This window comes from Pseudomonas sp. AE27, from assembly GCF_037113495.1.
Taxonomy (GTDB): Bacteria; Pseudomonadota; Gammaproteobacteria; order Pseudomonadales; family Pseudomonadaceae; genus Aquipseudomonas; species Aquipseudomonas palmensis.
In genome coordinates, this window is the sequence record NZ_CP146966.1 from 1,412,885 (window position 1) to 1,426,435 (window position 13,551).

Consider the following 13,551-nt stretch of genomic DNA (forward strand, 5'->3'; position numbering starts at 1 on the left):
CGAAACGATGCAGGATAAAGCCTGATTGCGCTGGGCAAAAGCACTTGCTCATGACAGTTCTGCCAGGCAGCGCTCCAGGATATCCAGCCCGCGCTCCAGCACGTCTGCCTCGGCGGTCAATGGCGCCAGCAACCTGATGATGTGCCGCGCCTTGCCGGCCGGCATCAGCAGCAGCCCGGCCGCGCGTGCCTTCTCCAGCACCTCGGCCAGCTGCGCGGTGGCCGGCTTGCCTTGTGGCGTGACCAGCTCGATGCCGCGCATGGCGCCCACACCGGTCAGGCGCCCGAGGTACGGCGTCAACCCGCGGGCCTTCCACGCTTCATAACGCCCGACGATGGCGCGCTCCTGCAGCTCGCCCCAGGTCGCCAGGTTGGCATCGCTCATCAGTTCCAGGGTCGCCAACCCTGCCGCACAGGCCAGCGGGTTGCCCGAATAGGTGCCGCCCAGGCCACCCTTGGGCAGGCTGGCCATCAGCTCGCGCCGGCCTACCACCGCTCCCAGCGGCACGCCGCCGGCAATGCTCTTGCCCAACAGCAGCAGGTCCGGCTCGATGCCCAGCCGCGGGAAGCCGAAGCGCTGGCCGGTGCGGCCAAAGCCCGACTGGATCTCGTCGATGATGATCAGGATGCCGTGTGCATCGCAGAACGTGCGCAGGGCCTGGGCAAAGGTGGGGTCCATTGCCAGGAAGCCGGCTTCGCCCTGCACCGGCTCGAAGATGAAGCAGGCCACTTCGTTGACGTCGATCTCGACGCTGAACAGGCGCTCCAGCGCCTGCATCGCCTGCTCGCCGGTCACGCCGTTGTCGGCGCTGGGGTAGGGCAGGTGGAACACCGGGCCGGGCAGCACGCCGACCTTCTGCTTGTAGGGTGCCACCTTGCCATTGAGGTTGAGCGTGGCCAGGGTACGTCCGTGGAAGCCGCCATCGAAGGCCACCACCGCCGTACGCCCGGTGGCGGCGCGGGCCACTTTCAAGGCGTTCTCCGCCGCCTCGGCGCCACTGTTGGTGAGCATGCCTGCCATCGGGTAGCTCAGTGGCACGAACGCCTCCAGGCGTTGCATGAACTGCACATAGGGCCCGTGCGGGACGGCGTTGAACGCCGCATGGGTCAGTTGCGTGGCCTGGTGCTGGATGGCGCTGACGATCGCCGGGTTGCAATGCCCCAGGTTGAGTACGCCGATACCGCCCACGAAGTCGATGTAGTGCTTGCCATCGGTATCCCACACCTGGGCATTGCGCCCGTGTGAAAGTGTAATGGGATGCACAATGGAAAGAGATCGGCTGATTGTTTCGTGCGTCATGGGCAAGTACCTGGGTGACGGAAGTTTTTATATATCTAAGCCAACATCCGGCAAACGCCACAAGCGAAATAAAGTCGAGCAATCATTCCGTCAAATCGTGATCCTGCCCTGTATCCACTCGACGAACGCCTTCACCTTCGGCACCTGCGCCGCATGCTCGGCATGGGCGATGAAGTGCGCGCCCTCGCTGGGCATGGTGTGCGCCCAGGCCACCACCAGCTTGCCCTCGGCCAGTTCTTCGGCCACCAGGTAGCGTGGCACCAGGGCGATGCCGCAGCCGGCCTGGGCCGCGCGGATGCACAGGTAGAAGGTGTCGAAGCGCGGCCCGTGGTAGCTGTGCTGGGACTGCAGGTCCTGCTGCAGGAACCACTCGTGCCAGGCTTCCGGGCGCGAGGTGCATTGCAGCAACGGGTGGTGGGCGAGGTCTTCGGCACTGCGTGGCAGCGCTGCCGCGATCAGCTCGGGGTGACACACCGGCACCACCTCTTCATGGAACAGCTCGATGCAGGTGGCCCCCGGCCAGGTGCCCTGGCCGAAGAAAAACGCGATGTCGGCCTTGTTGTTGAGCAGGTCGAAGGGTTCCAGCTCGCTCTTGATGTCCAGATGGATGTTCGGGTGCTGCCGGCTGAAACCGTGCAGGTTGGGCACCAGCCAGCGTGCGCCGAAGGTGGGCTGGGTGGCCACGGTCAGCACCTGGGTCTCGCCGCCGTAGGTCAGGATGTAGCGGCTGGAGATGTCCAGCTGGGTGAGGATCTTGTTCACCTCGGCCAGGTACAGCGAGCCTGCAGGGGTCAGGTGCAGGCGCCGGCGCACGCGCTGGAACAGGTTGTGGCAGAGCATTTCCTCGAGTTGCGCCACCTGCTTGCTCACCGCGCTCTGGGTCAGGTGCAGCTCCTGCGCGGCGCGGGTGAAGCTCAGGTGGCGGGCCGCCGCTTCGAAGCATTGCAGGGTGGTGGTGGAGGGCATCAAACGCTTGGACATCGAGGGCACCGGGCAGATGAAAAGGACTGAGTTCATTCCATGGAGGAATCATGTGGTGATAAAAGGTCGTTTGTAAGCAGCCTGTTCGCAGATTAATACTGACCTGCGTCAATCATTTCAACTGCTAGTTTCGATGCCCCGAGGGACCGGGAAAAGTGCGTCTGAAACTTATCGAAAAGAGGCCGATCAGTACCCGTTACATCACGTTTGATGCCCAAAAAACAATAACGGCTCCTTACATTTCTGCTGCCGCACACTTTCCATGAAGACCTTGGCCTGACCTGCGCGGTCATCGCGCAACCAGGTGCAGCAGGCATTGGCCAGAGAGGCAACCATGTCGTCCCTACAAGAAAAACCGCAACGCTCGCTCAAGCACGGCCTGACCTCGCGTCAGGTCTCGATGATCTCCATCGCCGGCATCATCGGCGCCGGTTTGTTCATCGGTTCGTCCAACGCCATCGCCAAGGCCGGTCCGGCCATCCTCATCTCCTACATGATTACCGGCCTGCTGGTGCTGCTGGTGATGCGCATGCTCGGCGAAATGGCCATCGCCGACCCCAACAGCGGCTCGTTCTCCACCTACGCCGGGCGGGCCATCGGGCCATGGGCAGGCTTCACCATCGGCTGGCTGTACTGGTGGTTCTGGGTACTGATCATTCCGGTAGAGGCAATCGCCGGTGCCGACATCCTGCACGCCTGGTACCCCGACGTGCCGTCCTGGGCCTTTGCCTTCCTGATCATGATCGTGCTGTCGTGCAGCAACCTGATCAGCGTGAAGAACTTCGGCAAGTTCGAGTACTGGTTCGCCCTGGTCAAGGTGGTGGCGATCATCGGCTTCCTGGTGGTGTGCCTGATGGGGGTGAGCGGTGTATGGCCGCTGGCGCAGACCTCGGGCGTCGAGAACCTGTGGTCCAATGGCGGCTTCATGCCCAACGGCTTCGGCGCCGTGCTGGCCGGCGTGCTGGTGACCATCTTCTCGTTCTTCGGTGCCGAGATCGTCACCATTGCCGCCGACGAAACCGCCAACCCGAAAGACAAGATCCGCCGCGCCACCAACCTGGTGGTGTACCGCATCGCGATCTTCTACGTGTTCTCGATCTTCTTCATCGTCGCGCTGGTGCCGTGGAATGACCCGCGCCTGCTGCAGGTGGGTTCGTTCCAGCGCGCGCTGGAAATCCTCAACGTGCCGGGTGCCAAGTTCCTGATCGACGTGGTGGTGCTGGTGGCGGTGACCAGTTGCATGAACTCGGGGCTGTATACCGCTTCGCGCATGCTCTATTCACTGGGCGCGCGCGGTGAGGCGCACCCGCTGACCAAGCGTATTTCCGGCAGTGGCGTGCCCACCGTGGCGGTGCTGTTGTCGACCCTGGCCGGGTTTGTCGGTTGCTTCGTGAACTTCGCCTTCCCGGGCAAGGTGTTCGGCTTCCTGCTGTCGACCACCGGGGCCATCGCGCTGCTGGTGTACCTGGTGATTGCCGTGTCGCAGCTGCGCATGCGTGCCATCGTCGAGCGCGAGGGCACCGAGCTGGCGTTCAAGATGTGGCTGTTCCCGTGGCTGACCTGGCTGGTGATCGTGGTGATTTCGCTGGTGCTGGGCTACATGCTGTTCAGCCCCGACTACCGCTACGAGACCTTGATGACGGCGGCGGTGACGGCGTTGATCCTGGGCATCGCGTTCTACCGCAAGCGGGCGCGTATCGAGCATCAGCCGCAGGCGATGACCGAGCAGGGTTAGCGAGCGCTGCGCACTCGATCGCCGGCAAGGCCGGCTCCTGCAGGATCATCGTGACTCCTGCAGGAGCCGGCGAAGACGTCGCCACAGGCCTCAGCCGAAAATGTCGCGCACGCTGCTGCGATAGAACTCGAACGCCGCCAGCGCCCCATCCACCGCCTGGCGCTCCTGTTCCTCACTCAGCACCAGTGCATCGATCAACCCCACGAACTGGCGCCACTGCAGCGCACGCCCGTCCGGGTGCGGCGCCAGATGCCGGGCGCCACGCTGCGCGCCCAGCCCCAGTTGCTGGGTCTGCCTGAACAGAAACGCCGCCCCCAGGTTCGAGCCCTCGCTGCAGTACAGCCAGCCCAGTGCTTCAGCTGGCGCAGACAGCTGCACAGGGGCCGGTACACCGGGCACCGGCAGGCCAAGGTCGCGCAGGTCGGCCTGCACTGCCTCGAACCGCGACAGCGCCGCCAGCCCGGGCAATGTGCGGTTCAACTGCGCATCGCCATACAAGGCTTGAAGGCTGCCATGAAAGCGGTGTTGCACCTGCAGAAACAGCGCATAGCGCTCGCGGCTCTCGAACGGTCGAACGCCCATCACCAGCGTATCGACACTGTCGTGCTCGCGGCGGCTGGCGGCCTTGAGGCGTTGGCAGCGGCCGGGTTCGGGCGCAGGGGAGGCGGGGGCATTCATGGGCGGGGTCTCATGTCGGCAGTGAGCAGGCATTGGTAATGCCAATGCCTAGACTCTCTCGCGCCATCGTCGTTCCGTGCAGCATCTCGCCTGCCAGGCGAGCGTCTTCAATGCGTGGATCTGCAATGGAATCTTCATCCCGGGTCATTCGTCTCTGAACTGCATTCTTGGGCGTTATGGCCGGCGGATGCTTGCATGCGCTCCAGGTACGGTCAAGCGCCGCGCAGGGCGGGTAGATGCGGGGTTGAGCAGGGGTGTCGAGCAGGCCCCTGCACCCGCAGCGCGGGCGCAGGGGCTGGCAGGTTCATGCCGGTGCGGCGGCTGTCTTGACTGCCCGCGGCTTGCGCAGCTGTTCCAGGCGTGAGCCGCTGTAGGTGGTCTCGCGGAAGAACTTCCAGCGCCCGAACAGGCAGTACACGTGCGCCACGCGCCCCTGTTCGTGATAACCCATGCGCAGGTGCAGCTTCATGGCCGGTACGTTGTGCGTCTCGACCACGTCCACCACCTTGTTGCAGCCCTGGGCCTGCATGGCCGCCCACAGGTTGACCTGGGCATCCACCGACAGCCTGGTGCCGAAGTACGACGGGGTCATCTCGCCGCCGAACTCGAAGAACTCGCCCTCCTTGACCGGGAAGGTGCAGCCGTAATAGTGACGGTCCAGGTAGTCGCGCTTGCTGCCCCAGATGAACGCCACCGCATTGTCGGCATCGTCCAGGTACATGTGCCCGGTGTGGCCTTCGCGGGCAAGCTCGGCCATGGTCTGCACTCGGTCACCGAAGTGGCGGGCAAAGGCGACGGCGTTGTCCTCGGTGATGGTCACCAGGCGCACCGGCTTGTGCGGTCGCAGGTTGTGCGGCGGTACCGCACTGACCAGGTCGCGCTCCATCCACAGCAGTTCCCAGTGATAGAACACATGGCGTTCCCAGAGGGTTCTGGCGACGCGGCGAAGGCCTTTTCTTCTGATCTTGTCGCGCACGTTCTGCAAAGCACCCATGGTGCCTCCTTGCCGGATAGGGCGGATGAAACGGTGGGTTTGATGAAATCTTTTTCATGGTATAGCCCAGCGTTTTGACGGCGTGTCAAAAAGCCATCGCAGCGGTTGTTTCAAAATATGTGTAACAAGGGTGAACCGCTCTACACCGGAGGTTACCGGCATAGAGCAGTTGATCGGAAAGGTCTGACGCTTTTTTGACGATTTTATGGCGCCTGAATCAAGGCGCGGTTCTGCTCAGGCGATGAAGGTGTCAGGGGCCCGTGGCCGGGCCCGCGGCGCCAGGTGAGCGAGGCGCTTGCCGCTGTAGTGGGTGGTGCGCGAGAACCGCCAGCAACCGAACACTCTGTAGGCGTGGGTGATGCGACCCTGTTCCTGATAATCCAGCTGCAGGTGCATCTTCACCGCCTGCACGTTGTCCAGCGCCACCACATTGACGATGCGCGTACACCCCTTGGCCAGCATGGTGGACCACAGGTCGAGCTGGGCCCGGGTCGACAGGCCTGTACCGAAGTAGGCGCGGTCGACTTCCCCGGCAAACTGGAAGTATTCGCCCGGCTGCACCGGGAAGGTGCAGCCGTAGTAATGGCGGTCGTGGTAATCGCGGGTGCTGGCCCACACCATCGCCACCGCGTTGCCGTGGCTGTCCACGTACATGTGGCCGGTGTGGCCCTGTTCGGCGAGGTCGGTCATGGCCTGCACCTGGCCAGGGAAGTAACGGCTGAAGGCCTCGGTATTGTGGGGTGTTATCGCTACCAGGTGCACTGGCGGGCAGGTACGCCTGCGTTGCGCGGCGACGGGCGCAAGGGGGCTGCGCTGCAACCACACCAGTTGCCAGTGCGAGAAGATGTAGCGGCGCCACAGCGGGCGAAGCGCACGCAGCAAGCCTTTTTGTCTGATGCGCTGGTGGGCGATTTCGATCAATTGCATGAGAACTCCGACAGGTTTTATTCCAGGAGCTCCGATTAGGCGTCCACCGGCAGTTGCATGCCCTCGGCCTTCTCTACAGCCCCGGTAAGCTGAAGGTCATGCGCGCTGCATGACCTTGCAACCCGGGGCGTAGGCGCTCAGGCGTCGGTGTCGTGCAGCTGCGGCGCCGGCTCGCTGTCGGCCTTGCGTCTGGCTCGCGGGGCCAGGTGGGCCAGGCGTGAGCCGCTGTAGTGGGTCACGCGGGAGAAGTACCAGCGCCCGAAGAACCTGTACGCGTGGGTGATGCGACCCTGTTCGTGGTAGTCCAGGTGCAGGTGCATCTTGACTGCCTGTGCGTTGTCCAGCGCCACCACCACCACGATGCGCGTGCAGCCTTTGGCGAGCATGGCCTCCCACAGCTCGGTCTGTACCCGCGTGGACAGGCCGGTGCCGAAGTAGGCGCGCTCGACTTCGCCGGCGAACTGGAAGTATTCGCCGGGCTGTACCGGGAAGGTGCAGCCGTAGTAGTGCCGGTCGTGATAGTCACGGGTGCTGGCCCACACCATCGCCACCGCGTCACCGGCTTCGTCCAGGTACATGTGGCCGGTGTGGCCTTCGCGTGCAAGGTCGTTCATGGCCTGCAACTGGCCGGGGAAATGGCGCGCGAACGCGTCGGTATTGCTCGGGGTGATCTGGACGAGCCGCACGGGGGGGCAGGGGCGGGTGCGTTGTCGAGGCACCCTGGCCAACGGGTCGCGGTCCAGCCACACCAGTTGCCAGTGCTGGAACACGTGGCGTTGCCACAGCGGGCGCAAGGCGCGACGCAGGCCTTTTTGTCTTAGACGTTGGAGCAGTTGCGAAACTAGGCGCATACGGCCTCCTGGCAGATCCGGTACTCAAGGGACCCCGATTAGGCGTGTGTCGGTAAACCCTGACCATCGGACAATGCTGCAGCCCTTGTCAGGCTTTGCACTACTACGGGCTCATGACAAAGACACTGCATGTCCGTGGCAAGTTTCATCGGTGGGGCCGGCGCGGCGCGGCGAGCGTTATTGTCGCCCCCCCGATGCATGACGTACCATCGGGCCTGCGACCCGCACCTACCTATAACAACCTTCTGCAGCGCAACACCCAGGCCGCCGGCCCAGGGGTGGCTTTTGCCTGCGCGCCTTTTGCCGCGCAGGTTTCATTGAACCCAGGGTCGCGTCTGACGCGCCCGCCCCGGAGCCTTGCCCCGTCCGATGAACAACCCCGCAGATACCCGTAATGGCAGCTGGCTCAGCGTTTTCGCGCTGGCCCTGGCTGCATTCATCTTCAACACCACCGAGTTCGTGCCGGTGGCCCTGCTCAGCGACATCGGCCGCAGCTTCGACATGCCCACCGCCCAGGTCGGGCTGATGCTGACCATCTATGCCTGGGTGGTGTCGCTGGCCTCGCTGCCGATGATGCTGATGACCCGCAACATCGAGCGGCGCAAGCTGCTGGCGTTCCTGTTCGTGCTGTTCATTGCCAGCCATGTGCTGTCGAGCATGGCCACCAGCTTCGGCATGCTGCTGTTCAGCCGCATCGGTATCGCACTGGCCCACGCGGTGTTCTGGGCCATCACCGCGTCGCTGGCGGTGCGGGTGGCGCCGCCGGGCAAGCAGGCCAAGGCCCTCGGGGTGCTGGCCACCGGCACCACCCTGGCCATGGTGCTGGGCATTCCGCTGGGGCGAGTGGTGGGCGAGGCGCTGGGCTGGCGCACCACCTTCATGGGCATCGCCGGGGTCTCGGTACTGACGTTGCTTTGGCTGATGCGCTCGCTGCCGCGCCTGCCCAGCCAGAACTCCGGTTCGCTGCGCAGCCTGCCGATGCTGCTCAAGCGGCCGGCGCTGCTCTCGGTGTATGCGTTGGTGGTGCTGGGCATCACCGCGCAGTTCACCGCCTACAGCTACATCGAGCCGTTCAGCCAGCAGGTCGCGGCGATGAGCGGCGAGATGACCACCATCCTGCTGTTGCTGTATGGCGGGGCGGGCATCTTCGGCTCGATCCTGTTCAGTCGCTACAGCGAACGTTTCCCGCGGGGGTTCGCGATTGGCGCCATCGGCGCCATCGCCCTGAGCCTGTTGCTGCTGGCCCCGCTGGCAGTCAACCCGACCCTGCTCTGCGCGCTGAGCATGGTATGGGGCATGGCGATCATGTGTTTCAGCCTGGTCCTGCAATCGAAGGTACTGGTGCTGGCTTCCGATGCCACCGACGTGGCCATGGCCATGTTCTCGGGGCTGTACAACGTGGGCATCGGTGGCGGGGCATTGCTGGGCAGCCTGGTCAGTACCCACATGGGCCTTGGCGACATCGGCCTGGTGGGCGGCGCGGTCGCGGTCAGCGGCCTGGTGCTGTGTTGCGTGACCACCTACCGTTATGCCGGGGTGCTCGGCGCCGACAAACCGGCGTAAGCACCTCACCAGGGGCGCAGGCCCCGCTCGCTGAAGTAGCGCTCCACGGCGCCGGTGGAGGCCGAGGGTTCGGCCAGCGCCACGTAGCTGTCGGGGCGCAGCAGGTACAGCGCGTTGCGTGCCAGGCCGGCGGCAGTGCAGGCGGCCGACCAGGGGTAAACCTGCAGTGGCAGCTGGCGTGCGGCGCACCAGGCGCTCAGTTCCTTGCTGGCCAGGCCGTACACGTGCACCTGCCAGCCCAGGTGCGACAGCGCGCTGAAATTGTCGTGTTCCTGCGTCACCACCCAGGGCAGGCGGTCGCCGCCCTGCACATGGCCGGCGCTGCCGAAGCTCAGCGGCATCAGGCGGTAGTTCAGGCCCAGCTGCGAGACCGTGCGAAACAGCAGGCTGCGCGCCTTGGCGAATGCCGCCATGCGCGGTATCAGCACCGGTGCCAGGCGGGTACGCAACAGGTTGGCGATGCTGCCATCGGCGGTAGCGAAGGTGAACACCTGGTCGGTGGTGGCCACCAGGCGCCGGGCGAAGGCCATGCGCTCGACCGGGTAGCTGTCGAGCAGGTCGTCGTGGGCCTTGCCCTTGAGTACGCTGCACAGCTTCCAGGCCAGGTTGATTGCATCGCCGATGCCGGTGTTCATGCCCTGGCCGCCGGCCGGGCTGTGCACGTGCGCGGCGTCGCCGAGCAGGAAGGCGCGCTGCTGGCGGAAATGCCCGGCCACGCGATGGTGTACGCGGTAGGTGGAAAACCAGTTGACCTTGAGCACCTGCAGTTGCAGGTGCTCGATGGCACGTTGGCTGACATCCTCGAAACGCAGTTGCTCGGGGTGTTCGGCGCGTGCGTCGCGCACCGTGCCGATCAACCGCGCGCGGCCTGTGCCGGCCAGCGGGAACACCGCCAGAAAGTCCGCCTCGTCCAGGTCCACGTGCAGCTCGCCGTTCATGGGCGGGCCGCTGGCATCCACGTCGGCCACATAGAACAGCTGCTGGTAGGTGCCGCCGGGGAAGTCGACATGCAGGCCGTTGCGCACGGCCGAATGGGCGCCGTCGCAGCCGGCCAGGTAATGCGTCTCGCAGTCTTGCTCGCTGCCGTCGGGCAGGCGCAGGCGTGCGCTGACGGTGGTGTCGTGCTGGGTGAAACCGAGCAGTTCGGTGCTGCGTTCGACCTCCACGCCAAGGCCGCGCAGGCGCTCGATCAGCAGGTTCTCGTGCTGGTCCTGCGGGTAGATTTCGAGAAAGGGGTAGGGCGTGAGGTTGGCGCCGATGCTGTCCAAAGGCAGCCGTGCGGCGGGCTCGCCCTTGACCCAGAGGTTGGCGGCGGGCACCTGGTGGCCGGCGCCAACGACCGCGTCGGCCAGGTCCAGCTGGCGGTACAGCTCCAGGGTGCGGGCTTGCACGGCGAGCGCGCGGGAGGTGGTGCCGGCGGCGCTGGTCCTGTCGAGGATGCGTACCGAGATGCCCAGCTTGCTCAGCCACAGGGCCAGGACCAGGCCGGTGGGCCCGGCGCCGATGATCAGGACGTCAGAGTGGGGCATGGCGCGGTCCTCCGGGAAGGTGCGGTGGCACTGACAAGTGTAGATGCAGGTGGCCACACCCCTCATCCAATTCGGTGTACCTTTGCATCCCCCCAACGCCCAGAGCACACCCATGATCGACTGGCTCAGCAACCACCCACACCACAGCGATACCCTGGCCCGCTGGCTGCACGAGCAGTTCGCCTACGAATACGCCGATGTACCGCTGGCCCAATGGCAACAGGAATTCGCCCATGGCCAGACTGACGGCAGCCTGTACAGCCTGCTGGCGCTGGATGACGGCAACCTGCTGGGCAGCGCTTCACTGGCCCGCGACGACCTCCCCCTGCGGCCCGACCTGAGCCCCTGGCTGGCCTGCGTGTTCGTCAGCCCGCAAGCCCGCGGCCAAGGCCTGGCCGAAACGCTGATCGAGGGCATCTGCACCAAGGCCAGGGCCCTGGGGCACACGCACCTCTACCTGCACACCCACGACCGCGCCGAGTACTACCACAAGCGGGGGTGGCAGTACCTCGAGCAGTTCCAGGCCTGGGGCAAATCACACTGGCTGATGCAGTACCCGCTCTAGCCCGGGAACAGAAACGGGTTCACACCGCTGCGATCGAACCCCTGGCGCTCCACCTCGGCATCCAGCGCGATCGAGGCCAGGTCATCGGCCACCAGCTCAAGGTCGCGCTCGTGCTCGGGGTAGAACACCTTCAGGTAGCTGTGGCAGTCGTCGCAGCTCTCGGCCTTGATCGCGGTTTCATGGGTATCCAGCGACCAGTAGTCCAGGCTGCCGGTCTCTTCGCAGTTGCTGCACTTGAGCCGCACCATGTGCCAGCGGCTCTCGCACAACCCGCAGTGCAGGTAGCGCAGCCCGGCCTGGGCACCGGTCATGATCACGCTGGCCACCGGCGCCCCGGTGCACACCGGGCAATGCTGGCGCTGCTCGCCCACGCCGGCATTGCCGATGGCGGGCAGGTGCGCCGCCAGCTGGGTGAAGTACAGCGACAGGGCCGCCCACAGAAACAGCGCCTGACCGCTGTCGATCTCGCTGAAGCGGCCTGCCAGCAACGCATCGGCCGCCACGTCCAGGGCGGCCTCGCCCTGCGCGCACAGGCCCTGCAGGGTGGCGTGTTCGATGTGCTCGCCAAGCCCGCGCAACAGTTGCTGCCAGTAGGCATCGCGCGGCAGGCTGGCCCAGGCCAGCGGCGCCTTGCCGGCGGCTACCCGCCCGGCCAGGCTGCTCACCAGCGTTGCCGGCAGCGGCAGGCGTTCGAGCAGTTGCTGCTGGGCATCGGCCACCTGTGCCACGAACCGCAGGTAGTCGGCCATCGGGTGCCCCTCGGCCAGCTGACGCAGGCGGGTGGCGCGCTGGCGGTAGCGCTCGCCCAGGGTCGGCAGCAGCACGGCAGGTATTTCGCCAACGCCGGCGCTACGCTGCTCGGCAGGGGTCATCTGGATGCTGTTCATTGCTGCTTGCCACTCCCGCTCTGCTTGTTGCTGATCTGCCGGTACCAGCGGTCATGGTGGGTCTTGGCCCAGCTGCGGCTCACATACCCGGTGACCATGCCGCGAATCGAACCCTTGACCCAGAACGCCAGGTACGCATGGCCGATGATCAGCAGGATCAGGCAGATGCCGGCAATGGCGTGTACCAGCAGGCCGATGCGAATCGACGGGATGCTGAACCACGGCGCGAAGTACGGCCGCCAGATCACCACGCCACTGACCAGCAGCACGCTGATCAGGCCCATGATTCCCCAGAACAGGATCTTCTGCCCGGCGTTGTACTTGCCGATCTGCAGCGCCGGCTCGTGCTCGCCGGCCAGCACCTGGCGCACGTTCCTGAACCACGCGAGGTCTTCACGCTCGGGCAGGTTGTACTTGACGAAGCGCACGAACAGGAACGCCAGCAGCAGGAACACCACCACCCCGAAGAACGGGTGCAGGATGCGCGCCAGCTGCGGGGTGCCGAACACCGCGTTGAGCCCGTTGAGCGACGGGAAGAACCACGACAGCCCCGACAGGGCCACGGCAAGGAAGCACAGCACCATTACCCAGTGGCTGGCACGCTCGATGAAGCGGGTGCGCAGGATCAGTTTGTCCTTGTTCATGCGTGGGTGTCCTCCTCGTGTTTCTCGTCGGCTTCCTCGACCTCGTTCGGCCCCACGCCCACGTAGTGGAACAGGGTGCCGGCCAGGGTGGCGAAGAAGGCCACGGCCGCCACCGGCTTGAGCCAGCCCTTCCAGCCATGGATGGCGCTGCTGATGCGCGGGTCGGTGGGCAGCTTGTGGTACAGGTGCGGCTTGTCGGCGTGCTGCAGCACGTACACCACGTGGGTGCCGCCCACGCCCTGCGGGTCGTAGATGCCGGCGCCGGCAAAGCCGCGGCCCTGCAGCTCGGTCACGCGCTCGCTGGCCTGGTGCAGCATGTCCTGCTTGCTGCCGAAGTTGATCGCACCGGTGGGGCAGGTCTTGACGCAGGCCGGCTCCTGGCCCACCGACACGCGGTCCACGCACAGGGTGCACTTGTAGGCCTTGTTGTCCTTCTTGCTGATGCGCGGCACATCGAACGGGCAGCCGGCGATGCAGTAGCCGCAGCCGATGCAGTGGTCGGACTGGAAGTCGACGATGCCGTTGGCGTACTGGATGATCGCCCCCGGTTGCGGGCAGGCCTTCAGGCAGCCCGGTTCGGCGCAGTGCATGCAGCCGTCCTTGCGGATCAGCCATTCGAGCTTGCCGCTTTCATCTTCGACTTCATCGAAGCGCATCAGCGTCCAGGTTTCGGCCGACAGGTCGGCCGGGTTGTCGTACACGCCGACGTTGTGGCCGACCTCGTCGCGCAGGTCGTTCCACTCGTTGCAGGCCACCTGGCAGGCCTTGCAGCCGATGCAGATGCTCACGTCGATCAGCTTGGCCACTTCGGCCTGGTGGTCGCGCGCGCGCGGCGCCGGGGTCAGCACGTTGGTGGCCGAGCGCTTGATGATGTCTTGGGATTGCATGGACATGAAGT

Annotated in this window: 13 protein-coding genes; 3 read left to right on the forward strand and 10 right to left on the reverse strand. The window is 65.3% G+C overall.

The features are described 5' to 3' along the window. Positions 1-48: 48 nt before the first annotated feature. Positions 49-1,299, reverse strand: a complete 1,251-nt coding sequence (locus V9K84_RS06590) for an aspartate aminotransferase family protein (protein WP_054915403.1) — start codon at positions 1,297-1,299, stop codon at positions 49-51. A 90-nt stretch (positions 1,300-1,389) separates the two neighbouring features. Next, positions 1,390-2,280: a transcriptional regulator GcvA gene (gene gcvA / locus V9K84_RS06595; RefSeq protein WP_088515400.1), complete on the reverse strand. Its 891-nt coding sequence runs from the start codon at positions 2,278-2,280 to the stop codon at positions 1,390-1,392. Between the two features lie 334 nt (positions 2,281-2,614). On the opposite strand from gcvA, the gene V9K84_RS06600 reads away from it, so the two are divergent. Beyond that, entirely contained in the window at positions 2,615-4,015 is a 1,401-nt protein-coding gene (locus V9K84_RS06600) for an amino acid permease (protein WP_054915402.1), read from the forward strand. Between the two features lie 90 nt (positions 4,016-4,105). On the opposite strand, the gene V9K84_RS06605 is transcribed toward V9K84_RS06600, so the two are convergent. From V9K84_RS06605 to V9K84_RS06620, 4 genes are all read right to left on the reverse strand, one after another. Then, positions 4,106-4,693, reverse strand: a complete 588-nt coding sequence (locus V9K84_RS06605) for a biliverdin-producing heme oxygenase (protein ID WP_088515399.1) — start codon at positions 4,691-4,693, stop codon at positions 4,106-4,108. Positions 4,694-4,997: 304 nt separating this feature from the next. Then, complete coding sequence (locus V9K84_RS06610) at positions 4,998-5,687, reverse strand: hypothetical protein (RefSeq protein ID WP_043862966.1); 690 nt, start codon at positions 5,685-5,687, stop codon at positions 4,998-5,000. A gap of 234 nt (positions 5,688-5,921) precedes the next feature. Beyond that, positions 5,922-6,614, reverse strand: coding sequence for an N-acetyltransferase (locus tag V9K84_RS06615; protein WP_088515398.1), 693 nt, complete (start codon positions 6,612-6,614; stop codon positions 5,922-5,924). Positions 6,615-6,751: 137 nt separating this feature from the next. Beyond that, complete coding sequence (locus tag V9K84_RS06620; RefSeq protein ID WP_229589264.1) at positions 6,752-7,465, reverse strand: GNAT family N-acetyltransferase; 714 nt, start codon at positions 7,463-7,465, stop codon at positions 6,752-6,754. 369 nt (positions 7,466-7,834) lie between these two features. Between V9K84_RS06620 and V9K84_RS06625 the strand changes: the two genes are divergently transcribed. After that, positions 7,835-9,028, forward strand: a complete 1,194-nt coding sequence (locus V9K84_RS06625; protein WP_088515397.1) for a sugar transporter — start codon at positions 7,835-7,837, stop codon at positions 9,026-9,028. Positions 9,029-9,033: 5 nt separating this feature from the next. On the opposite strand, the gene V9K84_RS06630 is transcribed toward V9K84_RS06625, so the two are convergent. After that, a complete protein-coding gene (locus tag V9K84_RS06630) occupies positions 9,034-10,557 on the reverse strand; it encodes an FAD-dependent oxidoreductase (protein ID WP_088515396.1) in 1,524 nt (507 codons plus the stop codon). A 112-nt stretch (positions 10,558-10,669) separates the two neighbouring features. On the opposite strand from V9K84_RS06630, the gene V9K84_RS06635 reads away from it, so the two are divergent. Next, a complete protein-coding gene (locus V9K84_RS06635; protein ID WP_088515395.1) occupies positions 10,670-11,122 on the forward strand; it encodes a GNAT family N-acetyltransferase in 453 nt (150 codons plus the stop codon). Here the strand turns inward: V9K84_RS06635 and fdhE are convergent. Genes fdhE through fdxH form a run of 3 tightly spaced genes read right to left on the reverse strand, consistent with a single transcriptional unit; the run spans position 11,119 to position 13,540 of the window. Next, positions 11,119-12,009: a formate dehydrogenase accessory protein FdhE gene (gene fdhE / locus V9K84_RS06640; protein ID WP_043862961.1), complete on the reverse strand. Its 891-nt coding sequence runs from the start codon at positions 12,007-12,009 to the stop codon at positions 11,119-11,121. The two genes, V9K84_RS06635 and fdhE, sit on opposite strands and share 4 nt — an antisense overlap. Beyond that, positions 12,006-12,653, reverse strand: coding sequence for a formate dehydrogenase subunit gamma (locus V9K84_RS06645; RefSeq protein WP_043862960.1), 648 nt, complete (start codon positions 12,651-12,653; stop codon positions 12,006-12,008). Before V9K84_RS06645 ends, fdhE begins: the two co-directional genes overlap by 4 nt. After that, positions 12,650-13,540: a formate dehydrogenase subunit beta gene (gene fdxH, locus V9K84_RS06650; RefSeq protein WP_305886535.1), complete on the reverse strand. Its 891-nt coding sequence runs from the start codon at positions 13,538-13,540 to the stop codon at positions 12,650-12,652. The genes V9K84_RS06645 and fdxH overlap by 4 nt, the downstream gene beginning before the upstream one ends. Positions 13,541-13,551 lie beyond the last annotated feature (11 nt).

Excerpts from the sequence above, each read along its gene's own strand:
- V9K84_RS06590 (WP_054915403.1), bottom strand. The coding sequence starts at position 1,299 with ATGACGCACGAAACAATCAGCCGATCTCTTTCCATTGTGCATCCCATT.
- gcvA (WP_088515400.1), bottom strand. The coding sequence starts at position 2,280 with ATGTCCAAGCGTTTGATGCCCTCCACCACCACCCTGCAATGCTTCGAA.
- V9K84_RS06600 (WP_054915402.1), top strand. The coding sequence starts at position 2,615 with ATGTCGTCCCTACAAGAAAAACCGCAACGCTCGCTCAAGCACGGCCTG.
- V9K84_RS06605 (WP_088515399.1), bottom strand. The coding sequence starts at position 4,693 with ATGAATGCCCCCGCCTCCCCTGCGCCCGAACCCGGCCGCTGCCAACGC.
- V9K84_RS06610 (WP_043862966.1), bottom strand. The coding sequence starts at position 5,687 with ATGGGTGCTTTGCAGAACGTGCGCGACAAGATCAGAAGAAAAGGCCTT.
- V9K84_RS06615 (WP_088515398.1), bottom strand. The coding sequence starts at position 6,614 with ATGCAATTGATCGAAATCGCCCACCAGCGCATCAGACAAAAAGGCTTG.
- V9K84_RS06620 (WP_229589264.1), bottom strand. The coding sequence starts at position 7,465 with ATGCGCCTAGTTTCGCAACTGCTCCAACGTCTAAGACAAAAAGGCCTG.
- V9K84_RS06625 (WP_088515397.1), top strand. The coding sequence starts at position 7,835 with ATGAACAACCCCGCAGATACCCGTAATGGCAGCTGGCTCAGCGTTTTC.
- V9K84_RS06630 (WP_088515396.1), bottom strand. The coding sequence starts at position 10,557 with ATGCCCCACTCTGACGTCCTGATCATCGGCGCCGGGCCCACCGGCCTG.
- V9K84_RS06635 (WP_088515395.1), top strand. The coding sequence starts at position 10,670 with ATGATCGACTGGCTCAGCAACCACCCACACCACAGCGATACCCTGGCC.
- fdhE (WP_043862961.1), bottom strand. The coding sequence starts at position 12,009 with ATGAACAGCATCCAGATGACCCCTGCCGAGCAGCGTAGCGCCGGCGTT.
- V9K84_RS06645 (WP_043862960.1), bottom strand. The coding sequence starts at position 12,653 with ATGAACAAGGACAAACTGATCCTGCGCACCCGCTTCATCGAGCGTGCC.
- fdxH (WP_305886535.1), bottom strand. The coding sequence starts at position 13,540 with ATGCAATCCCAAGACATCATCAAGCGCTCGGCCACCAACGTGCTGACC.